The organism is Kribbella rubisoli, assembly GCF_004217145.1.
GTDB lineage: Bacteria > Actinomycetota > Actinomycetes > Propionibacteriales > Kribbellaceae > Kribbella > Kribbella rubisoli.
The window spans coordinates 411,002-432,808 of the sequence record NZ_SHKR01000017.1; the positions used below are offsets into that span (position 1 = coordinate 411,002).

Consider the following 21,807-nt stretch of genomic DNA (forward strand, 5'->3'; position numbering starts at 1 on the left):
GTGGCGCTTCCTTCGTTGAAGGGGCTATGCGCCTAACCCGTAGTGGTAACCGTCGGGTCAAAATAATCATCGCTTCGCTGTGCACGGCCCCGCTCCTGGTCGGGGCCATCGTGACAGTTGCTTCGGGCGGGGCCGGTGCCACCGGCCAGCTCGCTGGTACCAACCCGGTCGCCCCATCGCCTGGAGCCGGGCTGAACAGCGGTGAGTTCGACGAACTGACGATGATCGTCCCGCAGCGTCCGGGAGTGGACGGCCGGCTCGGATCCGACCAGCCCGCCCGCGCCGACGTCCCCGTGCAGGGAGCCACCGACGGCCGATCGGTCGTCCGTCCCGGCCGGCCGGGAGCAGTGAACGGCATTCCGCGCGGAGTCTTCCCCGCCTACCGCCGCGCCACTGCCAACCTCGCGGTCGTCCGGCCGAACTGCGGGCTCACCTGGCCGCTGCTCGCCGGCGTCGGCAAGGTCGAGTCCGACCACGCCAGCGGCGGCCGCGTCGACGTGGCCGGCACCACCCGCGGCCGGATCCTCGGCCCGGTGCTCAACGGACGCCACGGCAACGGCCGGATCAGCGACTCCGACAAGGGCAAGTTCGACGGCGACGCGACGTACGACCGGGCCGTCGGGCCGATGCAGATCATCCCGCAGGTGTGGGACGAGTTCGGGGCCGACGGCAACGGCGACGGCTTCCGCAACCCCAACAACGTGTACGACGCGGTCACCACGGTCGCCGTGGTGCTCTGTTCCCAGGGTGACGACCTGAAGCAGCCGCGGGACCTGGTCGAGGCCCTGCTGCGCTATCAGCACTCCAAGGACTTCGTCGCCACCGTGCTGAAGTGGATGCGCGTCTACGGCAAGAACGCGGTCCTGATCCCGAATGCGTCCGGCAACATCGCCGCCGCGAAGTGGACCGGCAACGCCGACCGCAAGGTCGACCCGCGGCAGGTCCCCGACGTCCCGGACGACACCAAGACGACCACGACGCCGACTGCGACCGTGCCGCCGCCGGTGCCGCCGTCCACGCCGCCGTCGACGGAGTGGGACAAGCCGACGGTGCCGAAGCCGATCGACACCCCGACCTGGACGCCGACGCACCGGCCGACGTCAACGCCGACCAAGACCCCCACCAAGACGCCGACGAAGACTCCGACCAAGACGCCCACGGACACGCCGACGCCGACTCCGACCCCGACGGACACGCCGACCCCGACGGACACCCCGTCCGGGACGCCGTGCGCCGGCAACGAGCCCACCACCCCGACCTGTACGCCGGGCGGCGGCTCGCACGGCTAAGAGGTCCCCGATACGGTCGGACGTATGACCGTACTCAAGCTCCTCGGCACGGTGCTGCCGGCCGGTGAGCAGCAGGAGCTCCATCTCAGCAGTGGGCTGGTCGTCGACCGGCCCACCGCTGCTGATGTGACGACCGTGCACAGCGGCGGCTGGATCGTGCCCGGCCTGGTCGACGCGCACTGTCACATCGGCCTCGACCAGCACGGCGCCGTCGACACCGACGTCCAGGAGCAGCAGGCGATCGTGGATCGCGATGCCGGCGCGCTGCTGGTCCGCGATGCCGGCTCGGCCGCCGACACCCGCTGGATCGACGACCGCGAGGACCTGCCGAAGATCATCCGCGCCGGTCGCCACATCGCCCGCTCCAAGCGCTACATCCGCCACTACGGCTGGGAGATCGAGCCGGAGGAACTGGTCGCGTACGTCGAGCAGGAGGCCCGTCGCGGTGACGGCTGGGTCAAGCTGGTCGGCGACTGGATCGACCGCGAGGCCGGCGACCTGACTCCCTGCTGGCCGGCCGACGCGCTCACGGCAGCGATCGCCCGAGCGCACGAGCTCAACGCCCGCGTCACGGCCCACGTCTTCGGCGAGCACGCCCTGCCCGATCTGCTTGCCGCCGGCATCGACTGCATCGAGCACGGCACCGGCCTCGAGCCGGACATGCTCGCCCAGATGGCCGACCACGGAGTCGCGGTCGTCCCGACGCTGATCCAGCTCGAGAACTTCCCCGAGTACGCCGAACAGGCTGCCGCGAAATTCCCGGTCTACTCGGCGCACATGCGCGACCTGTACGAGCGTCGCCTGCGCCGGTTGCGGGACGCGTTCGCGGCCGGCGTACCGGTCTATGCGGGGACCGACGCGGGCGGTGTCCTCGGGCATGGTCTCGTCGCCCAGGAGATCCAGGCGCTGACCGAGATCGGCATGTCGGGGGAGCAGGCCCTGGCCGCGGGATCGTGGGCGGCCCGCGCCTGGCTCGGTGCGCCGAGCGAGCTGCGACCCGGCGACCCGGCTGATCTGGTTGTGTACGACGAGGACCCGCGCGCGAACCCCGCCGTACTCACACACCCGCGATTGATCGCGCTCCGTGGTCAGGTGTTGCTCCGACGGTGACGGGAAAAACTTCACCCAAACACTGGATCGGACGGAAGATCTTCCCTTAGCGTGGCTCCCGGGACCGCCGACGCCCCTCGGCGGACCAGCTACAGGGAAGGACCGCCGCCCATGCGGAAGACCGCCACGATTCTGCTTGCTGTCGGAGCGCTCGCACTGACAGCCCTCCCGAGCAATGCAGCTCAACCACCGCAACCCACCGGTCAGCCGAACCTCGCGTCCGCGTTCCAGGACGCCGCCGCGAAGTACGACGTACCGCGTGAGGTGCTCGTCAGCGTCGGATTCGCCGAGACGCACCTCGACGGCCACAACGGCAGGCCGAGCCAGGCGAACGGCTACGGCGTCATGCACCTGGCCAGCAACAACGTCAACGAGACGATGTCCGAGGCAAGCAAACTGACCGGGCTGCCGGTCGCCCAGCTGTCCAAGGACGACGCGTCGAATGTCCTCGGCGCCGCTGCGGTCCTCGATTCGTACGCCGATCAGGCGGGTCTCAAGGACCGCTCCGATCTCGGCAAGTGGTACTCCGTGATCGCGAAGTACTCGCACTCCGCCGACGGCCCGACCGCGCGCCTGTACACCGACGAGGTCTACCGGGTCATCGCCCGCGGTGTCAGTACTGCGGGTGTCTCGACCGACCCGAAGCAGGTCACGCCGGACCTCGGCGCGTACGCGAAGGTCTCGCCGCTCGGCAGCAAGACAAAGGTCCAGGCCACCGACTATCCGGGCGCGATCTGGAACCCGGCCTGCACCTGCAACTACGCAGTCGGCCGCACGCAGGCGATCACCACGATCGTGATCCACGTGACCCAGGGCTCGTACGCCGGCACGATCAGCTGGTTCAAGGACCCGGCGGCCCAGGTCAGCGCCCACTACGTGGTCCGTTCCAGCGACGGGCAGATCACCCAGATGGTGGCCGAGAAGGACACCGCCTGGCACGCCCGCAGCGCGAACCCGTACGCGATCGGCATCGAGCACGAAGGCTTCATCGACCAGCCGTCGTGGTTCACCGACGCGATGTACCGGTCGTCGGCCGCACTGACCGCCAACATCGCCGACCGCCGTGGCATCCCGAAGGACCGCAACCACATCAAGGGCCACAGCGAGATGCCCGGCAACGACCACACCGATCCGGGACCGAACTGGAACTGGGACTACTACATGCAGTTGGTGAACGGCGGCGACCCGAACCCGCCGGAGTACAACTTCACCACCTGGGGCAACGGCGTCAACGTCCGCTCGGCGCCGAAGCTGTCCGCCTCGGTCGTGACCACGCTGCCCGGCCCGACGCAGGTCTTCGTGGAGTGCCAGGTCCAGGGCGACACCGTGACGGCGAACGGCTACACGAACAACTGGTGGGCCAAGCTCCGCGACCAGGGCGGCTACATGACCAACATCTACATCGACGATCCGAACGCCAAGCTCCCGGGCGTTCCAGACTGCTAGTGCATGAAAGGTAGAGCCTGCTGTACCGACTCCTGCGGTGTGGCTGCCGCAGGATAGGTACATGCTCACGAAGATTCTCTCCCGGGGTGGTCCGGCGGCCGGGTACCTGATCATCCGGTACCTGAAGGCAGTCACGTTGCTGGCGGCGACCCCGATCAGCCTGATCCTCGGCTGGATCATCCCGGGCGCCACCGCCGGCCTGGTGCGGCTCGCGAACAGCGAGCGGTACCGCGCCGCGAAGTACCTCGGCGTCCCGCAGGGCGAACCGTTGCCGGCCGCGCTGCCGCGGCTGCCGGGCGATGTCGCCACGCTGTTCCGGGACAAGTCGTTCAAGCGCAGCCTGCGGTGTTTGCTGATGCCAGTGGTGATGATCCCGGAGCTGATCGTTGCAGTGGCCGCGATCATGGGTGTGCCCTCGGCGGTGCTGGGCACGTTGCTGTGGTGGCTTGCCCCGGGCAACTTCAGCCTGATGGGCTTCGACGTCAACAGCTGGTTCGAGGCCCTCACACTGGGCCCGCTGCAGGTGCTGGTCAGTCTGGGCATCCTGGGCTGGGTTGCACCGGCCCTGGCCCGCGGCCACGCGAAGGCGACCCTCAAGCTGCTGACACCGAGCCAGGACGAGCTGGAGAACGCCAGGCTGTCCCAGCGGGTCGACGAGCTCACCAAGAGCCGCGCAGGCGCTGTCGACTCCCACGGTGCCGAACTGCGGCGTATCGAACGGGACCTGCACGACGGCACGCAGGCTCAGCTGGTGTCGCTGGCTATGCGGATCGGCATTGCGAAGCAGACCATGGCAGAGGATCCGGAGAAGGCCGCCAAACTGCTCGACGACGCTCGTGACGGCGCAGAGCAGGCCATGACCGAGCTACGCGGCGTACTGCGGACCATGTACCCGCCGATCCTTGCTGACCGCGGTCTGGTCGGAGCAGTCTCCGCACTCGCCGCCCGGTGCCCCCTGCCAGTCCAGCTGCGCATCGGTCAGCTGGGCGAGGTTCCAGCCGCTGTAGAAGCCGCTGCGTACTTCGTCGTCGCTGAGTCACTCACCAACATCACCAAGCACAGCGCGGCCGGCCATGTCGACGTACAGCTCGAACGGCGTGGGTCGGACCTCTACCTGTCCGTCATGGACGACGGGATCGGCGGAGCGCGGATCAGCGAGCAGTCCGACCTGCTGGGCCGGGGGAGTGGGCTGCATGGCATGCTCCACCGCGTGCAGGCGATCGATGGTCACATGGAGCTGCAGAGCCCGATCGGTGGGCCGACCACCGTCGAGGTGATCCTTCCGTGCGGGTGATCATCCTCGAGGACAACCCGATCCTCGCCGAGGGCCTGAGCCTGCTGCTGAACAACTCCGGCTTCGAGGTCGCCGCGATCGCCACCGACGCGGACGAGTTCGCCAAGGCGAACGCGGAACACCAGGTCGACATCGCGGTCGTCGACGTACGGCTGCCACCCACCTTCACCGACGAAGGCCTGCGGGCCGCGATCGAGGCCCGCCGCGTCCGGCCGGGGCTTCCGGTGCTGGTGTTCTCGCAGTACGTCGAGGAGGTGTACGCCGCCGAGCTCCTCGCCGCCGGCAGCGAAGGCGTCGGCTACCTCCTGAAGGACCGGGTCTCCCGCGTCGACGAGTTCCTCGAAGCAGTACGCCGGGTCGCGGCCGGCGGGACCGTGCTCGACCCGGAGGTCGTCAGCCAGCTCATGGTCAAGCGGAGCAGCCCGCTCGATCGCCTCACGCCGCGAGAACGCGAAGTACTCGCGCTGATGGCCGAAGGACTCGGCAACACCGCGATCGGGGAGAAGCTGGTCATCTCCGACGGCGCAGTGCACAAACACGTCGGCAACGTCTTCCTCAAACTCGACCTCCCGCCGACCGACTCAGGCCACCGCCGCGTCCTCGCAGTCCTCGCCTACCTCGGACTGTGAACCTGCGGTCGGCTATCTTCACGCGGTGAAGATGCGCAAAAACGTGGTCCGCGGCGTGGTTGTCATGGTGAGCCTTGCCGCTGTTGCCGCCTGCGGCGGTCCGAAGAAGGACACTGCTGACCCGTCGCCGGTTGTGGTGACCACGTCCACGCCGTCGCCGCCGCCTTTGGATGCCACCGGAGCGGCCGCCGCTCTCGCAACCGGCGGGCTCGGGTTCCGGGACGTGCCAGGCATGCAGCCGTTGGGTGCGCCAATCACCACTCTCACCTCGCCGACCATCGCAGCCTTGTGCGGAACGACCGCCGCCGGATTGACCAGCGAGAAGTTGCGGATGGCCCGGCGGCAGTTGGTCTGGACCGCGGGTCCCTCGGAGTTCGTGTCCGAGGAGCGGATCGTCTACCGGCAAGGCGGCGTACAGGCTGCAATGAAGGATCTGCTGACCTCGAGCACGATCTGCCCCGATCGTATCGGCGTACGGCCGGTGCCTTCGAGCGCCAAGTTGCCGGCCGGCTCGATGGAGGTCTCGTCCCACGGCACCGGGCAGGGCGGAGACTCGTACGCCGTACCCGTCGGGAACCGGCTACTGGTCGTGTTGTGGTCGAACTGGACCGGGTCATCATCCGAGCCGACCACCATCCGGACTGCCCTCGCCAAGGCGCGCACAGTGGTCGTCCAGCGCGAGCAGCCAACCCTGCGGGCACTCGCCGGCTGACCTGACAACGTCGGCACTCGCCCTTGACGGACGGTCCTGAGTACGCCACTCTCGATCGCGAGAGCGCTCTCATCCACCGAACCGCCCCTAGGTGAGGAGAGTTCAGATGAAGGTCTTACTGGCCGCCGTGATCACGGCGGGTGTACTGACCGTGCCTGCCCACGCGATAGCCGCGCCAGAACCGTTGGCCGTGGCCGGCCAATCAGCTGCCATGCAGCGTGACTTCGGGCTGACCGATCAGCAGCTGCAGCAACGGCTCAAGGCCGAGACGTCGGCTGCCAAGCTGTTGCCCGCGGCCCAGAAGGCAGCCGGCACCGCGTTCGGCGGCGCCTGGTACGACGCGGTCACGCAGAAGCTGGTTGTCGGCGTGGTCGGTCCGGACCGCGCGGCCGCCGTACGAGCAACAGGCGCCGCGGTGACCGCCGTACCGGTGACTGCCAAGACGCTGGACCACCGGAAGGCCGCTGTCGACAAGCTGGCCGGCAGGGCTGTGCCGAATGCGGTCAGCGGCTGGTCTGCCGACCCGAAGACCGGCAGCGTGGTCGTCAACGTCCAAGCAGGCAAGCGATCCCCGGCCGTCGACGCGTTCGTGGCCAAGGTCGCCAAGGCAGGTGCCGTCACGGTCAAGGAGGTCACGGCACAAGCGCCACGCACGTACGCCGCTGGCACGGTCGGCGGCGACCCGTACTACGTCGACAACATCCGCTGCTCGATCGGCTTCTCGGTGGTCGGCGGCTACGTCACCGCCGGCCATTGCGGGCGCAGCGGGATCGTTCGTGGCTGGGACGGTTCGGACCAGGGCTGGTTCCAGGGCTGGTCGTTCCCCGGCAACGACTATGCGTGGGTGTCGACCGGTTACGGCTGGTGGAACGTCGGCGTCGTCCTCGGCTGGGGACAGGTGAGCGACCAGCTGGTCCGCGGGTCGTGGGAGGCGCCGATCGGTTCGTCGGTGTGCCGCAGCGGTTCGACGTCGCACTGGCACTGCGGCACGATCCTGGCCAAGAACGAGACCGTGAACTACGGCAACGGCGCACTGTTCTACGGCGCGACCAAGACCAACGTCTGTGCCGAGGGCGGCGATTCTGGTGGGTCGTTCATCACCGGCGACCAGGCGCAGGGCGTCACGTCCGGCGGCTGGGGTAACTGCACCAGCGGCGGCGAGACGTGGTTCCAGCCGGTCAACGAGATCCTGCAGACGTACGGCCTGACTCTGCAGACTGCCTAGAAATGACTGTGGATCCCCTTGCGTGCAAGGGGATCCACAGGTTCGCTATCAGGCCGGGTTGTCCGGCACCGGCTCCAGGAGCGGCTTCTCGTCCTCGGGCTTCTTGGTGGCCAGCGACTCGATCAGCTGCTTGGCGAGCGCGAAGCCCGAGCCGCCCATCGTGATCGTCTTGACCAGGGTGTCCTCGATGCCCTGCGCGCCGTTCAGCACGACCATGTTGCCGACCTTGTCGAAGGACGACGACGCGGCCCGGACGATCTCCGGGTACGCCTCGGCCAGCTGCTGCGCGACGACCGCGTCGGTGTTAGTGGCCAGCGCCTCGGCGCGCGCCTTGATGCCGGCCGCCTCGGCCATCGCCTTCGCCTGGACGGCGGACGCCTCGGCCTTACCGGTCAGCTCGGTCGCCTTCGCCTGCGCCTCACCGCGCAGCTGGACCTCCCGGGCGTTCGCCTCGGCGCCGGCGATCTGCGCGTCGCGGGCAGCCTGCGCGAGCGTGCGCTGCCGGTACGCCTCGGCGTCGGCCGGCTTCAGCACCGACGACTCCAGCTGCTTCTCGGCCAGCGAGGCGTTCAGCTTCGCGGTCTCCGTCTCGGCGACGACGACCTCCTGCTTGGCCAGCGCGGCTGCCAGCGGTCCGGCCTGGAACGACTTCGACGTCGCCTGGTCGACCTCGGCCTGGTAACCGGCCTTCGCGATCTCGCTCTCCCGGATCGCGGCCGCCTTCGCGGCGGCGGCGACCTGCTCGCGCTCGGTCGCCTCCCGGTCCCGCTCGGCCTGTGCGATCCGGGCCGCGGCCTCGACCGCGGCGGCCTGCGGGCGGCCCAGGTTCCTGATGTAGCCGGACTCGTCGTCGATCTCCTGGATCTGCAGCGAGTCGACCACCAGGCCGAGCTTCTCCATGTCTCCGGCCAGCGAGCCGCGGATGTTCGTGGTCAGCGTCTCACGGTCGTGCAGCATCTCCTCGACCGTGGTCGAACCGACGATCGCGCGGAGGTGACCGGCGAACAGCTCGTGGATCGTGCTCATCACCTGCTCGTCGCTCTGCTCCAGGAACCGCCGGGCCGCGTTCGCGATCGAGCCGTAGTCGTCACCGACCTTGTACGCCGTGACGCCCTTGATGTGCAGCGGGATGCCCTGGCTGGACACGCACGTCACGGTCAACGGCGTCGCGCGGATGTCCAGCGGCAGCCGCCGTACGGTCTGGAAGCCCGGCAGAACCGCGGTGCCGCGGCCGACGACGATCTTGAAGCCGAGGGTCTCGTTGACCTGCTCGGTGCTGGAGTGTGCGCCGAGGCCGGAGATGATCAGCGCCTCGTTCGGCTCCGCCACCCGCCAGACCGCCCGGAACAGGATGAGCAGGACCACCACCGCGATCGCGGCGACGGCGACGTACGTCCAGAGCATTTCCCCTCCAAGGGAACGTAATTAGATGGCGCGAGCAACGTAGACGGTCCGCGGTGGGTCGTAGTCGACGACGACGACCTGCGTCCCCACCTCGAGCACCTCGTCGGTCGCGGGGTAAGCGTAGAAGGCCTCGGTGGCACCGCGGACCGGCAGCATCACCTCGCCGACGATCCCGGGTGCGATCCGTCCGATCACCCGCCCCCGTTTGCCTACCATGTTGCCCCTCCGACGTCGCAGCGCACGATCCAGTTCCCGAAGCCTACGTTGTGACGCCCAGGTCCTGCCTGGTCCTTGCCGCCGACGCGGTACGGCGGCATTGTGGAGACGTCGGCCTGGGGGTGGGAGGGGCCATGGGGGACAGCGACGTGCGCGGAGTCGTGCCGGGGGTCTTGGTGGCGGTCGCCGAGGACGGGGCGGACGATGCACGGCTCGAGGAGCTGGCACTGCTGCTGCGGCAGGAGTTGCTGACGCTCGACGTACGTGCGGTCGAACCGGCTCGTGACGGTGAGGCGCCGGAGGGCACCCGCGGTGCTCTTGCCGCGGTGGCAGGTGTGCTGAGCGTTTCGCTCGCGCCCGGTCTGCAGGTGCTCGGGTCGGTCGTGGCCGTCGTACGGGAGTGGCTCGGCAGGGTCGGTGACGGGCGGACGGTGAAGCTGACGATCGACGGCGACGTGATCGAGCTGACGCGTGCGAGCGACGACATGCAGCAGCAACTGGTCGATGCCTTCGTACGACGGCATGCCGGAGCGGACGGGTGAGGACGGGCGCATGGACGGTTCGCGTGTCGCGCTCGTCGTAGCGAACGATCAGTACGACGATCCCGGTCTGAAGCGACTTGTCGCGCCGTCGCAGGACGCGGCCGCGCTGGCCGGCGTACTCGCGGATCCGGCCGTCGGCGGGTTCGAGGTGCAGGTACTGCGGAACGCGCCGGCGCAGGACATCCGGTTCGCGGTCGAGGACTTCTTCGCCGATCGCAAGCCGGAAGACCTGCTGTTGCTGCACTTCTCCTGCCACGGGTTGAAGAACTCGGCCGGGGAGCTGTATCTGGCGGTCGCCGACACCAAGCCCGCGCGGCTCGCGTCGACCGCGGTGGCGGCGGACTTCGTCAACCGGCAGATGGCGGACAGCCGCGCGCAGCGGATCGCGTTGTTCCTGGACTGTTGCTACGGCGGTGCATTCCCGCGCGGCATGGTCGTACGGGCGGCCGGTGAGGCGCAGGTGCAGGACGCTTTCGCCAAGCAGGCAGACGTCGGCGGAGGGCGTGGGCGCGTCGTGATCACTGCGTCGAGCGCGATGGAGTACGCCTTCGAAGGCGGTCAGTTGGCGTCCGATGCGTCCAAGCCGGCGCCGTCGGTCTTCACCGGCGCCGTGGTCGACGGGCTCACTACCGGCGAGGCGGACCGGGACGGCGATGGTTGGGTCGGGCTGACCGAGTTGGTCGGGTTCGTCACCGACCGGATCCACCGGGTCACGCCGAACCAGAACCCGCAGATGTGGACCTTCGGCTCACAGGGCGAGCTGCTGATCGCCCGCAGCCGGGTACGCCGGATCACGCCGGCGCCGCTCGCGCCGGAACTGACCCAGGCGATGGAGAGTCCGTTGCCGGCGGCAAGGTTCGGCGTGGTCGACTACCTGCGCGAACGTCTGTACGACGCGGACCTCGGGCAGGCGTACGCCGCCTGGCAGGCGCTGCGCCAGATGACCGATGACGACAGCCGCAAGGTCTCCGAAGCCGCGTCCGAGGCACTGTCGACGGCGGAGCTCAAGGTCACGCCGTCGTCCGTGGACCTCGTCGGCACGACTCCCGCCGAGCTACGCCTGTCCGGCCCGCCGATCGCGTTGACTGCCGCCGCATCTCCCAGCGATCCGTGGTTGAAGCTCGCCCAGGACGGCGACGTCATCCGGGTTCACGCCGAGCAATCCGCCCCCGGTGTCCACGAAGGGTCGGTCGCCCTCGCGGGGCCGGCCGGCGAGCGCGTCGTACCCGTTCGCCTGACGGTTCCCGGCACCGAGTCCGAGCCGCCGGCGCCACCTCCCGAACCCGAACCGCAACCCGAGCCGGGGCCGGCTCCCGTCCCGGAACCACCACACGCCGAACCACCACACGCCGAACCACCACACGCCGAACCATCGCGCGCCGAACCGTCAGGCGCCGAACCACTACTCGCCGAACCGACCCGGGCCAAGCGGCCGGCTGCGCAACCTCGACCGGTGGCAGCGTCCCTGACCGACGGCGCATTCGTCCCGCCGTGGTGGCTGATTGCCGTGCTGATCGCCGGCAGCGCGTTTCTCGTCCTCGTGAACTGGCCCGGCGCGCCCTACTCCCGCAAGCTCTGGTACGACTCGAACCAGGGCTGGTACCTGTACCGAACCTGGTACGACCCGGCCATCTGGGGCTCGCTCGTCGCTCTTCTTGCGGCCGTCGTCGCGCGCTGGGCCGGGACGATCGCGCTCGGCGTCGTGGCCGGCTGTGCGGTGTCCGCGATCGAGGGCGCCGTACTGATCGTCGGCGGCGGGATCTCGGGCGACGAGACCTCCGCGTGGGCCGTCTCGGCCGTGACCTCGATCGCGCTCGGCGTCGCCCTCGTGATCGTCCTGAAACCGTCCGTCGGGTCGCTGTGGCCGGTCTGGCCGCCGGCCGCCGGGTTGGTTGTTGCCGGGGGCATCTTGTTGGTGCTGAGTGCGGTCGTCCCGCACAGCGACGGCGTCTCGTTCTTCGAGGTCACCCCGCTGGCGCTACTGGACCCGATCGTGGCGGTCGCTCTCGCATGGCCTGCCCTGGCCGCGGTGGACACCAGGACCAAGACCTGGCTGACCGCGGCCGTCGTGACCTACTCGGCCATCGGCATCCTCGGGGGCGTTCCGGCCCTGACCCAGGGACACTCGGCGGCCGACTTCCTCACCGGCCTGTTCGGCAACGCACTGGTCGCGACCGGTGTCCTCATCAGCCTCGGACGGCGCCTTCCGTCGCACCCTTGATGAACTGGCGGGCGAAGATCCCGAAGACGATGACCAGCGGCACCATCGCCATCAACGCACCGGTCATCACCATGCTGTAGTCAACCCCGTGCGAGCGGTTCAGCGTCGAGAGCGCGACCTGCAGCGTCAGGTGGTTCGGGTTGGTCAGCACGATCAGCGGCCACATGTAGTCGTTCCACGAACCGACGAACGTGAAGATCCCGAGGAACGCCAACGCCGGCCGAGCCGACGGCAGCGCGACATGCCAGTACGTGCCGAAGAACCCGCAGCCGTCCAGCGTCGCCGCCTCGACCAGCTCGTCGTGGATCGAGTTCTGGAAGTACTGCCGCATCCAGAAGATGCCGAACGCGTTCGCCGCGCCCGGGATGATCAGCGCCTTCAACGAACCGACCCACCCGAGCAGCGCCATCGTCTGGAACTGCGGTACGGCGGACAGTTGCGCCGGCAGCAGCATCGTCGCGAGCAGGATCACGAACAACGCGTTCCGCCCCGGGAACCGGAACTTCGCGAACGTGAACGCCGCCAGCGAGTCGAAGAACAACACCAGCAGCGTCGTCGAGATCGCCACCGTCGCGGTGTTGGCCATCGACTGGAAGAACGCGACGTTGTCCAGCACCTGCCGCACGTTGTCGCCGAAGTGGCCGCCGAACGTGAACTTCGGCGGGAACCGGTAGATGTCCGCGGTCGTGTTCGACGCCATGATGATCGTCCACACGAACGGGAACATGAACACCAGCAGAGCCAGCACGAGTACGGCGTGCAGCGCGATCCCGCGCCACTTGTAACGCGTCATCGGTCGTCGCTCCGTCCGCGGAAGATCCGCCAGTTGATTGCCGTGAACAACAACACGAGCAGGAAGATGCTCAGCGCGATCGCGGCGGCGTACCCGTAGTCGTTGTCGAGGAACGCGGTCCGGTAGAAGAGCAGCACCACAGTCATGCCGCTCTGCCCGGTGCCGCCGCTGTTGCCGACCATCACCTGCGGCTCGGTGAACGTCTGGAGTCCGCCGATCGTCGAGATGACCACGGTGAACAGGATGACGGGACGCAGCTGCGGCAACGTGATCGAGAACAGCGTCCGGACCGGACCGGCGCCGTCGACCTTGGCCGCCTCGTACTGCTCCTTCGGGATCGCCTGCAGACCGGCCAGGTAGATCAGCGTGTTGTAGCCGACCCACTGCCACACGATCATCGTCGAGATCGCGATCTTGATCCCCCACGGCTGCCCGAGCCAGTCCTGCTGCGGGATACCGAGCGAGCGCAAGGCGGCGTTCACCAGACCGAAGTTCGTGCTGAAGATCGAGCTGAAGAAGATCGCCATCGCGACCAGCGAGGTGACGTTCGGGATGAAGTACGCGATCCGGTACACGTTGGTGAACCGGACCGCCGACTGGAGCATCACCGCGAGCAGGAGCGCGATCACCAGCGTCGGGACCGTCGACATGAAGAACAGCACGATGGTGTTCTCCAGCGCCGTCCAGAACGTCGGGTCCTGGACCAGGAACTCGAAGTTGCCGAGCCCGGTGAACCTGCGGGCGCTGAGGCCGTCCCAGCGTTGGAACGCCAGCACGATGGTGGACAGCATCGGGTAGAGCCCGAACACCGCGAACAGGACGTAGAACGGCGACAGCGCCAGATAGAACCGCCAGTACGACCAGATCCGCCGGCCGGGCCGCTGACCCTTTCCGGTCAGCGGCGCGGTCGTGGCAGCAGGCACAGTCGCCGTACCGGTCATGGGGCCTCCCGGCCTGGACTGAGGAGCGGAGGGAGCGAAGCGACCGGAGCGACGAGGGAAGGCCGGGAGTCACAGCCGCATGACCCGCCGCGACGGAGTCGTGGCATCGATACAGTCACTGAACCCCCTGCCGCTTGGCGATCGCCTTCGCCTTGGAGACTGCGCTGGCCCACGCGGCGTCCGAGGTCTTGGAGCCGGTCTGCACGGTCTTGAGCTCGTCGTGGAACGGCGCGGCGACCGAGTCGTCGTACGGGCTCTGGTACGCGACCGGGATCGCCTTCGCGGCCGGACCGAACACGTCGATCGGCACCTGTCCGCCGAAGAACTTGTCCGCCGCCTTCAGCTCCGGCTTGTCGTACGCCGCCGGCGCGGACGGGAAGATCTGCGCGTCCGCGAACGCCTTGGCCTCGTTGTCGGCGCTGAGCATGTACTTGATCACGTCGAACGCCTTCTGCGGGTCGGCCGCGTTCTTGGTGATCGCCAGGAACGAGCCGCCGAAGTTCGCCGGTCCGCTCGGCGTCGGTGCCAGCCGCCACTTGCCGGCGCTGGTCTTCACCGCGGACTTGATGTCCAGCGCGACCCAGGCGGCGCCGATGTGGGTCGGGATCGTGCCCTGGTCGAGCCCGGCGTTCCAGTCCGGGCTGCCGCTCGGGGTTTTGCCGTCGATCTTCATCGTCATCGCCTTGACCGAGGTGTCCCACGCCTTGCGGATGTGGTCCTGGTCGCCGATGAACTTGTTGTCCTTGGAGATGTACCGCTCGGTGCCCTGGCCGACGACCATGTCGTAGAGGTCGGTCGCGTCCCAGACGAGCAGTGCCTTCGGGTTCTTCGCCTTCAGCTGTACACCGGCCGCGAAGTAGTCGTCCCAGGTCTTCAGCTGGTCGGCCACCTTGGCCGGGTCGCTGGGCAGACCGGCCGCGGCGAAGATGTCCTCGCGGTAGAAGAGCCCGGTCGGGCCTACGTCGATCGGCAGGCCGATCACCTTGCCGTCCAGCGTGGTCGCCTGGTTGACCTTCCACTCCAGGTAGTCACCGAGGACCGAGTCCGCGCCGACGGACTTCAGGTCAACGAACCGCGACGCCTGGGGGAGCAGCGACGCGATGTCCTCGCCCTTGATGCCGGTGATGTCCGGGATCCCGGTTCCGCCGTTGAACGTGGTGACCAGCTTCTGCTTGAAGTCGCCGCCGATCTCGGAGTACTTGATCTTCGGGTCCGGGAAGTGCGCGATCGTGTCGTCGATCACCGACTTGCCCAGACCGCCCGGCCAGCACCACATGGTTAACTCGGTGGTGGTGTTCTTCTTCGCCGTGCTGCCGGTGTCCATCCCGGACGAACAGCCGACCAGAGTGCCGCCTGCTACGGCTGCGAAGCCCCCGAGCAAGGTCCGACGTGAGAGCTCCATGGTTCTACCTTCCTGAGTGTGCGCTGATCAGCGCGTGGAGGTGGTGGTCTTCGGGGTGCGCCGCCTGCCACGCGGCCAGGTCTTCCCAGCGCGGTGCGGCGTCCGCCCCGCCCAGCCGGGTGACCGACAGAGCCGCCGTGAGCGCGGCGAACCGCAGCCGCTGCTCGAGCGGCAGCTCCCAGAGCGTGGCGGCGATGAAGCCGGCGGCGAACACGTCACCCGCCCCGGTGGTGTCCGCCGCCGAGACCGGATACGCAGGTACGGCGACGCGCTCGCCGGTACTGGCGTCAAGCGCTTCCGCGCCCTCAGCGCCGTTCGACACCACCACCAGCGGGACCTGCTCCGCCAGGGCTTCCAGCGCGTCGCCGGGTGACGTCGTACGGGTGTAGGCCATCGCCTCGTCGGCGTTGGGCAGGAAAACATCGCAGTGCTCGAGCTGGTCGAGCACCGCCGGGTCCCACTGCTCGGACGGGTCCCAGCCGACGTCGGCGAACACCACGCTGCCAGCTGCCTTCGCCTTCGCCAGCCACTCGTTGCGCCAGGGTCCGATGTGGGCGGCGACTGCTCGGGCAGCCGGCAGCGTGGTGATCAGCTCGTCGGCCGACAGCAGGGGTTCCGACCCACGCGTGACCAGTGCCCGATCGTTGTCGTAGGCAAGGGCCACGGTCAGCGGGGTCTGCCAGCCGGCGAGTCTGCGGGACAGAGTCAGATCGATGCCCTCGTCGTCGACGAGCCGGCGCCAGACCCGGTCGCCCAGGTCGTCGGCGCCGAACACCGCGGCCATCCCGGTGCGCAGACCGAGCCGCGCCAGCGCGACGGCGAAGTTCGCGATGCCGCCGGGACTCTCGTGCGACTCGGTGGCCCAGACCTCGGTACCGGGCCTGGGCGCGGTGGGCAGGCCTAGCACCAGGTCCTGGAAGACCAGACCGGACACCATGACGTCCAGTTCGTGCATGCTCAGCACACTCCTGCAGGGTCGATCAAACTCTTTCGTGAATCTAAAGTCGGTTGCGCAAGATCCGCAATACCTGATCAAAGATTTGACTGAGAATGACGGAGTTTGCGTGATACGGTCTGCGATGTGTTGCCGAAGCAGCGACAGGATCAGATCGTCCGTGCGCTCCGGGCCGATGGGGCCGGGGGCGTCAAGGTGCTTGCCACCAAGCTCGGCGTCAGTGAGGCGACCATCCGTCGCGACCTCGAGCAGCTGCACGCCGAGGGCCGGCTGACCCGCGTGTACGGTGGTGCGCTCGCCGTCGACGGCGGTGACGAGCCCTTCGCGGACGTCAACGCCGTCCATGCCCAGGAGAAGGACCGGATCGCTCGCCGCGCCGCCGAGCTGGTGCACGACGGCGAGTCCGTCCTACTGGACATCGGTACGACGGCACTCCGGGTCGCGCAGCACCTGCATGGGCGTTCGCTGACCGTGGTGACCAGCAACCTCGCCGTACTGGAGGAGCTGCAGAACGACGAGCAGATCGAGCTGATCGTGCTCGGCGGGTTCGTGCGGCGCAGCTACCGGTCCCTGGTCGGATACTTGACCGAGGAGAGCCTGCGCCAGATCCATGTCGACTGGCTGTTCCTGGGGACGAGCGGGGTGCGGCCGGACGGCCGGGTGATGGACAGCACGATGATCGAGGTGCCGGTCAAGCGAGCGATGATCAAGGCGGCCGACCAGGTCGTGCTGCTCGCCGACCGGACGAAGTTCCCGGGCCATGGGGTGGCCAGGGTGTGCGAGCCGGGGGAGCTCTCCATGGTGGTGACCGAGCCAGGCGCCGACGAGGCAACCCGGACCCAATTGACTGAGGCGGGAGTACAGGTGGTGCTGGCATGAGGCTGACGATCCTGGGCGGGGGCGGCTTCCGGGTTCCGCTCGTGTACCACGCATTGCTGGGCGACCGCGGCGCCGGACGGATCACCGAAGTGGTCCTCTATGACACCGATCGCACCCGGCTCGGAGCCATCGGGGCGGTCCTTCGTCAGCAGGCAGCCACTACTGACCATCCGCTTCCGCCCCCGGTGGTGACGGAGACGACCGACCTGGACGAGGCCCTGCGTGGCGCGGACTTCATCTTCTCGGCCATCCGGGTCGGCGGCCTCGAGGGGCGGACCATCGACGAGCGGGTCGCGCTTGGCCTCGACGTACTCGGTCAAGAGACGGTCGGCGCCGGTGGGATCGCCTACGGACTGCGGACGCTGCCGGTCGCCGTACGGATCGCTCAGCGCATCGCAGCGGTCGCACCGGAGGCGTGGACCATCAACTTCACCAACCCGGCCGGCATGGTGACCGAGGCGATGATCCCGGTCCTCGGCGACCGGGTGATAGGCATCTGCGACTCACCGTCGGGGCTGGGGCGCCGGGCCGCCCTGGCGGCCGGTGTAGACCCGTCGACTGCGTTCTACGACTACGCCGGACTCAATCACCTCGGCTGGCTGCGCGGTCTGCGGTCCGGCGGTGTGGATCGGCTGCCCGACCTGCTGCAGTCGGACGACGCGCTGAGCTCCTTCGAGGAGGGGCGGCTGTTCAGTCCGGACTGGCTGCGGTCGATCGGGTCGATCCCGAACGAGTATCTGCACTATTACTACTTCGCGCGCGAGACGCTGGCCGCCGTACAAGCTGTGCGGCAGACGCGTGGCACGTTCCTCCTGGAGCAGCAGTCCGCGTTCTACGCCGAGACCGGGAAGCACCCGGAGCAAGCGCTCGAGCGGTGGCAGAAGACGCGGGCCGAGCGCGAGTCGACATACGGCGTGGAGAGTCGTGAGGTCGCGGACGCGGGGGAGCGGGACGAGCGGGACATGGAGGCGGGCGGCTACGAGCAGGTCGCGCTGTCGCTGATGCGGGCGATCGCGCACAACGAGCGGGCCTCGCTGATCCTGAACGTGCGGAACCGCGGCGTACTGCATCATCTGGACGACGACGCTGTGGTGGAGATCCCGTGCACGGTGGACGCCAACGGCGCGCTGCCGGTGACTGTGTCCCAGCTCACCGACCACCAGGCCGGCCTGGTCTGCTCGGTGAAGGCCGTCGAGCGCTCCACGATCGAGGCCGCCACGACGTCCTCGAGGTCCGCTGCCCTGAAGGCCCTCGCCTATCACCCGCTCATCGACTCGGTGACGGTGGCGCGTAGCCTCCTGGACACGTACGTCGAGAGCCTGCCGGATCTCGCCTATCTCCGCGCGTGAGGCCGATTGGTCTGGGACACGCCGTATCTGGCACAATGGCCTGCTGAGTCCGTCCAGGTTCTGTGCAGCCCTCTAACTCCACTGCCCGGCCGGCCCATCGAGCCGTTACTGCGTTGTCCCCACGACGCGTCGTGCTGCTCACCAAGACAGGAATTCCAAGGGAGACCACCCAAAAGTGGCAGTCAAGATCCGTTTGAAGCGCATCGGCAAGAAGCGCACCCCGCACTACCGCATCGTCGTCATGGACGCCCGCACCAAGCGGGACGGCCGGGCGATCGAGGAGATCGGCATCTACAACCCGAAGACCGAGCCCTCGTTCATCCGGGTCGAGTCGGAGCGGGCGCAGTACTGGCTGGGCGTCGGCGCGCAGCCGAGCGAGGCCGTCGAGGCGATCTTCAAGGCCTCCGGCGACTGGCAGCAGTTCAAGGGCGAGCCGGCTCCGGCGCCGCTCCGTGTCGCCGAGCCGAAGCGGGACAAGCAGGAGATCTTCAACGAGGCGCTGGCCGAGGCCCACGGCTCGCTGAAGACCGAGGCCGTCACCGCCAAGAAGTCCGCGGCCAAGAAGACGGCCGAGAAGAAGGACGAGGCTCCTGCGGCGAAGGCTGACGAGGCTCCCAAGGCTGACGAGGCTCCGAAGGCTGACGAGGCTCCCAAGGCTGACGAGGCTCCGAAGGCTGACGAGGCGCCCGCCGCCGAGGCAGCGGCCGAGACCACCGAGGCCTGACGATGATGGAGACCGAGGCGCTCGAGCACCTGGTCCGAGGCATCGTGGACAACCCCGACGACGTCAGTGTCCGGTCCCGGAACCTGCGCCGCGGACGCACCCTCGAGGTGCACGTCCACCCCGACGACATCGGCAAGGTGATCGGCCGCAACGGCCGCACCGCCACCGCGATCCGCACCGTCGTCGGCGCCCTCAGCGCAGAGTCCTCGCTCCGCATCGACTTCGTCGACGAGTTCAACCGGCGCCCGCGCCGCTGAGCTCAGCAGTCCTTCGAAGGGCCGCACCCGGTCTGGGGTGCGGCCCTTCGTCCTATTCTTCCTTCAGTTGACCTCCGGAGAAGGGTTAGTGCAGGTGTTGGTGACAGTCGGGCGGATCGGCCGGGCGCATGGGATCAAGGGTGAGGTCGGGGTCGAGGTGCGGACCGACGAGCCGGACCGGCGGTTCGCGGACGGTGCGACCTTGGTGACGGATGCCAAGGTGTCCCGCACGCTGACGGTGGAGTCGAGCCGCTGGCACAGCGGGCGGTTGCTGGTGAAGTTCGCTGAAGTGGCGGACCGGACTGCCGCTGAGCTGCTGCGCAACCTGTCCGTGCAGTCCGAGATCGACGAGGACGAGCGCCCGGAGGACCCCGAGGAGTACTACGACCGCGAGTTGATCGGCCTCGCCGTACGCACCACAGACGGCGCGGACGTGGGTGAAGTGATCGACGTGGTCCACCTCCCGTCGCAGGACCTCCTGGAGATCCGCCGCCCGGCCGGCAACGCCGTGCTGGTCCCGCTGGTCGAGGAGCTGGTCCCGGAGCTCAACCTGGAGAAGCAGTACGTCGTCGTGGCCGACCGGCCCGGTCTGCTGGACCCGGAGGGCGCCGAGGTGGTCCCGACCGATGAGGCTTGACGTCGTCACGATCTTCCCGGAGTACCTGGCCGCCCTGGACGTCTCGCTGGTCGGCAAGGCGGCGAAGAGCGGCCTCCTGGACGTCCACCTGCACGACCTGCGCGAGTGGACCCACGACCGCCACCGGACCGTCGACGACACCCCGTACGGCGGGGGAGCGGGCATGGTGATGAAGCCGGAGCCCTGGGGCCTGGCGCTCGACGCGATCGCTCCCGCGGACGGTCCGGCGCAGCCGCGGCTGATCATTCCCACACCCGCCGGGCGTCCCTTCACCCAATCGTTGGCCTACGAGCTGGCCGCTGAGCCATGGCTGGCCTTCGCCTGCGGCCGGTACGAGGGCATCGACGCGCGCGTGGCGTCGTACGCCGGTGAACGGATGCGCGTGGACGAGGTGTCCATCGGCGACTACGTGCTGAACGGCGGCGAGGTCGCAGTACTCGTCATGGTCGAGGCAGTGGCCCGCCTCCTGCCCGGTGTGATCGGCAACCCGGAGTCCTTGGCGGAGGAGTCGCACTCGGGCGACGGCCTGCTCGAGTACCCGGTGTACACGAAGCCGCCGAGCTGGCGTGGGCACGACGTACCTGAGGTGCTGCTGTCCGGGAACCACGGCCTGATCGCTGATTGGCACCACGAAGAGTCAGTACGCCGTACTGCGGAACGTCGGCCGGACCTGCTGGCGGCGTGGGGCGACGTACTGGCGGCCAAGGACGACTCCGACGCGGTCCGCATCCTCCCGGCCACCGCAGCAGACGCGGGCGAGGTCCACGTGCTGCAACTGGCCGCCTTCCTGTCCGAGGCTCGCCTGTACGACGACTACACGCTCCCGCCCCTCACGGCGGACGTCGCCGACACAGCGGACCGTCTGGAGCGCTCCGTCGCCCTCAAGGCGGTCGCTGGTGCCCGCATCGTCGGCTCCGTCCAGCTGACCGTCGACGGGCCTGTGGGGCAGATAGAGCGGCTCGTCGTCGCCCCCGACTGGCAGGGGCGCGGTCTCGGTGCCCGTCTGCTCCGCGCCGCCGAACAGCTGGCTCCGTCCGACGTGACGTCGTACGTCCTGAACACCGGTGCCAAGAGCGAGCGCAACCTCGCCCTGTACCGGAAGGCGGGCTACCGGGAGAGCAGCCGGGAGGCCCAGACGCCGAAGGTGGATCTGGTCTACCTGACCAAGCGCCGTCGCCGGAAGTGACGGCTGTCACGCCCGAGTCACGCCCGAGTCAGGACGGGGTCACGCTCACCCTGTGCTGAGGAATCGGGCTGATTTCGTCACGGTGTGGGGCGTGTGGCAAGATTGTCTGCTGCTGCCCTTCGGTGCTCCTGCCACAGGGGGTGACCACCGACCGGCAGCCTCTTGATGACTTCATCACCACCGACATTCGTGGGTGACCTGTGGCACGCGCGAGGAAGAGACACCTGATGAGCAACATCCTGAATGAGCTCGACAACGCGAGCAAGCGCGACGACATCCCCGCTTTCCGGCCCGGCGACACCGTCAACGTGCACGTCAAGGTCGTCGAGGGCAACCGGTCCCGCGTCCAGGTGTTCAAGGGTGTCGTGATCCGGCGCCAGGGTGGCGGCCTGCAGGAGACCTTCACGGTCCGCAAGGTCAGCTTCGGTGTCGGTGTCGAGCGGACCTTCCCGCTGCACACCCCGATCGTCGAGAAGATCGAGGTCGTGACCCGCGGCGACGTCCGCCGCGCCAAGCTGTACTACCTGCGCGAGCTGCGCGGTAAGGCGGCCAAGATCAAGGAGAAGCGCGAGATCCCGGCCTCCTGACGCCGCGTA

The 21,807-nt window shown here is 68.5% G+C and carries 22 protein-coding genes; 16 read left to right on the plus strand and 6 right to left on the minus strand.

Annotated features, from left to right (window positions below; genetic code table 11):
* Positions 1-110: 110 nt before the first annotated feature.
* The 7 genes from EV645_RS37490 to EV645_RS37520 all read left to right on the plus strand — a co-directional run bounded on the left by EV645_RS37490 (position 111) and on the right by EV645_RS37520 (position 7,705).
* Positions 111-1,289 (plus strand): lytic transglycosylase domain-containing protein, encoded by a 1,179-nt coding sequence (locus EV645_RS37490; protein ID WP_242000903.1) that lies wholly within the window; start codon positions 111-113, stop codon positions 1,287-1,289.
* Between the two features lie 24 nt (positions 1,290-1,313).
* Positions 1,314-2,399 carry an amidohydrolase family protein gene (locus tag EV645_RS37495; protein ID WP_130449234.1) on the plus strand — a complete coding sequence of 362 codons (1,086 nt, stop codon included), beginning with the start codon at positions 1,314-1,316 and terminating at the stop codon, positions 2,397-2,399.
* A gap of 111 nt (positions 2,400-2,510) precedes the next feature.
* Positions 2,511-3,845 carry an N-acetylmuramoyl-L-alanine amidase gene (locus EV645_RS37500; RefSeq protein ID WP_130449236.1) on the plus strand — a complete coding sequence of 445 codons (1,335 nt, stop codon included), beginning with the start codon at positions 2,511-2,513 and terminating at the stop codon, positions 3,843-3,845.
* 61 nt (positions 3,846-3,906) lie between these two features.
* Entirely contained in the window at positions 3,907-5,139 is a 1,233-nt protein-coding gene (locus EV645_RS37505; RefSeq protein WP_130449238.1) for a sensor histidine kinase, read from the plus strand.
* A complete protein-coding gene (locus tag EV645_RS37510) occupies positions 5,130-5,768 on the plus strand; it encodes a response regulator (protein ID WP_130449240.1) in 639 nt (212 codons plus the stop codon). Before EV645_RS37505 ends, EV645_RS37510 begins: the two co-directional genes overlap by 10 nt.
* Before the next feature lie 25 nt (positions 5,769-5,793).
* Entirely contained in the window at positions 5,794-6,480 is a 687-nt protein-coding gene (locus EV645_RS37515; protein WP_130449241.1) for a hypothetical protein, read from the plus strand.
* A 106-nt stretch (positions 6,481-6,586) separates the two neighbouring features.
* A complete protein-coding gene (locus tag EV645_RS37520; RefSeq protein WP_130449243.1) occupies positions 6,587-7,705 on the plus strand; it encodes a S1 family peptidase in 1,119 nt (372 codons plus the stop codon).
* A gap of 48 nt (positions 7,706-7,753) precedes the next feature.
* Here EV645_RS37520 and EV645_RS37525 read toward each other — a convergent pair whose 3' ends face one another.
* Both EV645_RS37525 and EV645_RS37530 read right to left on the minus strand, forming a co-directional pair.
* Positions 7,754-9,109, minus strand: a complete 1,356-nt coding sequence (locus tag EV645_RS37525) for an SPFH domain-containing protein (protein WP_130449245.1) — start codon at positions 9,107-9,109, stop codon at positions 7,754-7,756.
* Positions 9,110-9,130: 21 nt separating this feature from the next.
* Positions 9,131-9,325 carry a hypothetical protein gene (locus tag EV645_RS37530; RefSeq protein ID WP_130449247.1) on the minus strand — a complete coding sequence of 65 codons (195 nt, stop codon included), beginning with the start codon at positions 9,323-9,325 and terminating at the stop codon, positions 9,131-9,133.
* 134 nt (positions 9,326-9,459) lie between these two features.
* Between EV645_RS37530 and EV645_RS37535 the strand changes: the two genes are divergently transcribed.
* Both EV645_RS37535 and EV645_RS37540 read left to right on the plus strand, forming a co-directional pair.
* A complete protein-coding gene (locus tag EV645_RS37535) occupies positions 9,460-9,867 on the plus strand; it encodes a hypothetical protein (protein WP_130449249.1) in 408 nt (135 codons plus the stop codon).
* Positions 9,868-9,877: 10 nt separating this feature from the next.
* Positions 9,878-12,088: a caspase family protein gene (locus EV645_RS37540; RefSeq protein ID WP_198682122.1), complete on the plus strand. Its 2,211-nt coding sequence runs from the start codon at positions 9,878-9,880 to the stop codon at positions 12,086-12,088.
* Here EV645_RS37540 and EV645_RS37545 read toward each other — a convergent pair.
* From EV645_RS37545 to EV645_RS37560, 4 genes are all read right to left on the minus strand, one after another.
* Entirely contained in the window at positions 12,054-12,881 is an 828-nt protein-coding gene (locus EV645_RS37545; RefSeq protein ID WP_130449253.1) for a carbohydrate ABC transporter permease, read from the minus strand. The genes EV645_RS37540 and EV645_RS37545 overlap by 35 nt on opposite strands.
* Positions 12,878-13,822: a carbohydrate ABC transporter permease gene (locus EV645_RS37550; protein WP_130449255.1), complete on the minus strand. Its 945-nt coding sequence runs from the start codon at positions 13,820-13,822 to the stop codon at positions 12,878-12,880. Before EV645_RS37550 ends, EV645_RS37545 begins: the two co-directional genes overlap by 4 nt.
* Positions 13,823-13,937: 115 nt before the next feature.
* Positions 13,938-15,224, minus strand: a complete 1,287-nt coding sequence (locus EV645_RS37555; RefSeq protein WP_130449257.1) for an ABC transporter substrate-binding protein — start codon at positions 15,222-15,224, stop codon at positions 13,938-13,940.
* Between the two features lie 4 nt (positions 15,225-15,228).
* On the minus strand, positions 15,229-16,179 hold the full coding sequence (locus EV645_RS37560) for a carbohydrate kinase family protein (protein WP_130449259.1): 951 nt from the start codon (positions 16,177-16,179) through the stop codon (positions 15,229-15,231).
* A 126-nt stretch (positions 16,180-16,305) separates the two neighbouring features.
* Between EV645_RS37560 and EV645_RS37565 the strand changes: the two genes are divergently transcribed.
* From EV645_RS37565 to rplS, 7 genes are all read left to right on the plus strand, one after another.
* Positions 16,306-17,058: a DeoR/GlpR family DNA-binding transcription regulator gene (locus EV645_RS37565; protein WP_130449261.1), complete on the plus strand. Its 753-nt coding sequence runs from the start codon at positions 16,306-16,308 to the stop codon at positions 17,056-17,058.
* On the plus strand, positions 17,055-18,407 hold the full coding sequence (locus EV645_RS37570) for a 6-phospho-beta-glucosidase (RefSeq protein ID WP_130449263.1): 1,353 nt from the start codon (positions 17,055-17,057) through the stop codon (positions 18,405-18,407). The genes EV645_RS37565 and EV645_RS37570 overlap by 4 nt, the downstream gene beginning before the upstream one ends.
* Before the next feature lie 175 nt (positions 18,408-18,582).
* Positions 18,583-19,131: a 30S ribosomal protein S16 gene (rpsP, locus tag EV645_RS37575; RefSeq protein WP_130449265.1), complete on the plus strand. Its 549-nt coding sequence runs from the start codon at positions 18,583-18,585 to the stop codon at positions 19,129-19,131.
* A gap of 5 nt (positions 19,132-19,136) precedes the next feature.
* Positions 19,137-19,388 (plus strand): RNA-binding protein, encoded by a 252-nt coding sequence (locus EV645_RS37580; RefSeq protein ID WP_130449499.1) that lies wholly within the window; start codon positions 19,137-19,139, stop codon positions 19,386-19,388.
* A 94-nt stretch (positions 19,389-19,482) separates the two neighbouring features.
* Positions 19,483-20,025, plus strand: coding sequence for a ribosome maturation factor RimM (gene rimM / locus EV645_RS37585; RefSeq protein WP_130449267.1), 543 nt, complete (start codon positions 19,483-19,485; stop codon positions 20,023-20,025).
* Positions 20,015-21,211, plus strand: a complete 1,197-nt coding sequence (gene trmD, locus EV645_RS37590; RefSeq protein WP_130449269.1) for a tRNA (guanosine(37)-N1)-methyltransferase TrmD — start codon at positions 20,015-20,017, stop codon at positions 21,209-21,211. Before rimM ends, trmD begins: the two co-directional genes overlap by 11 nt.
* Before the next feature lie 227 nt (positions 21,212-21,438).
* A complete protein-coding gene (gene rplS / locus EV645_RS37595; protein WP_130449271.1) occupies positions 21,439-21,798 on the plus strand; it encodes a 50S ribosomal protein L19 in 360 nt (119 codons plus the stop codon).
* The last annotated feature ends 9 nt before the right edge of the window (positions 21,799-21,807 follow it).

Coding starts and splice junctions, on each gene's coding strand:
- EV645_RS37530 (WP_130449247.1), bottom strand. CDS start 9,325: ATGGTAGGCAAACGGGGGCGGGTGATCGGACGGATCGCACCCGGGATC.
- EV645_RS37545 (WP_130449253.1), bottom strand. CDS start 12,881: ATGACGCGTTACAAGTGGCGCGGGATCGCGCTGCACGCCGTACTCGTG.
- EV645_RS37550 (WP_130449255.1), bottom strand. CDS start 13,822: ATGACCGGTACGGCGACTGTGCCTGCTGCCACGACCGCGCCGCTGACC.
- EV645_RS37525 (WP_130449245.1), bottom strand. CDS start 9,109: ATGCTCTGGACGTACGTCGCCGTCGCCGCGATCGCGGTGGTGGTCCTG.
- EV645_RS37560 (WP_130449259.1), bottom strand. CDS start 16,179: ATGCACGAACTGGACGTCATGGTGTCCGGTCTGGTCTTCCAGGACCTG.
- EV645_RS37500 (WP_130449236.1), top strand. CDS start 2,511: ATGCGGAAGACCGCCACGATTCTGCTTGCTGTCGGAGCGCTCGCACTG.
- EV645_RS37535 (WP_130449249.1), top strand. CDS start 9,460: ATGGGGGACAGCGACGTGCGCGGAGTCGTGCCGGGGGTCTTGGTGGCG.
- EV645_RS37520 (WP_130449243.1), top strand. CDS start 6,587: ATGAAGGTCTTACTGGCCGCCGTGATCACGGCGGGTGTACTGACCGTG.
- trmD (WP_130449269.1), top strand. CDS start 20,015: ATGAGGCTTGACGTCGTCACGATCTTCCCGGAGTACCTGGCCGCCCTG.
- EV645_RS37570 (WP_130449263.1), top strand. CDS start 17,055: ATGAGGCTGACGATCCTGGGCGGGGGCGGCTTCCGGGTTCCGCTCGTG.
- EV645_RS37555 (WP_130449257.1), bottom strand. CDS start 15,224: ATGGAGCTCTCACGTCGGACCTTGCTCGGGGGCTTCGCAGCCGTAGCA.
- rplS (WP_130449271.1), top strand. CDS start 21,439: ATGAGCAACATCCTGAATGAGCTCGACAACGCGAGCAAGCGCGACGAC.
- EV645_RS37495 (WP_130449234.1), top strand. CDS start 1,314: ATGACCGTACTCAAGCTCCTCGGCACGGTGCTGCCGGCCGGTGAGCAG.
- EV645_RS37505 (WP_130449238.1), top strand. CDS start 3,907: ATGCTCACGAAGATTCTCTCCCGGGGTGGTCCGGCGGCCGGGTACCTG.
- EV645_RS37540 (WP_198682122.1), top strand. CDS start 9,878: ATGGACGGTTCGCGTGTCGCGCTCGTCGTAGCGAACGATCAGTACGAC.
- EV645_RS37580 (WP_130449499.1), top strand. CDS start 19,137: ATGGAGACCGAGGCGCTCGAGCACCTGGTCCGAGGCATCGTGGACAAC.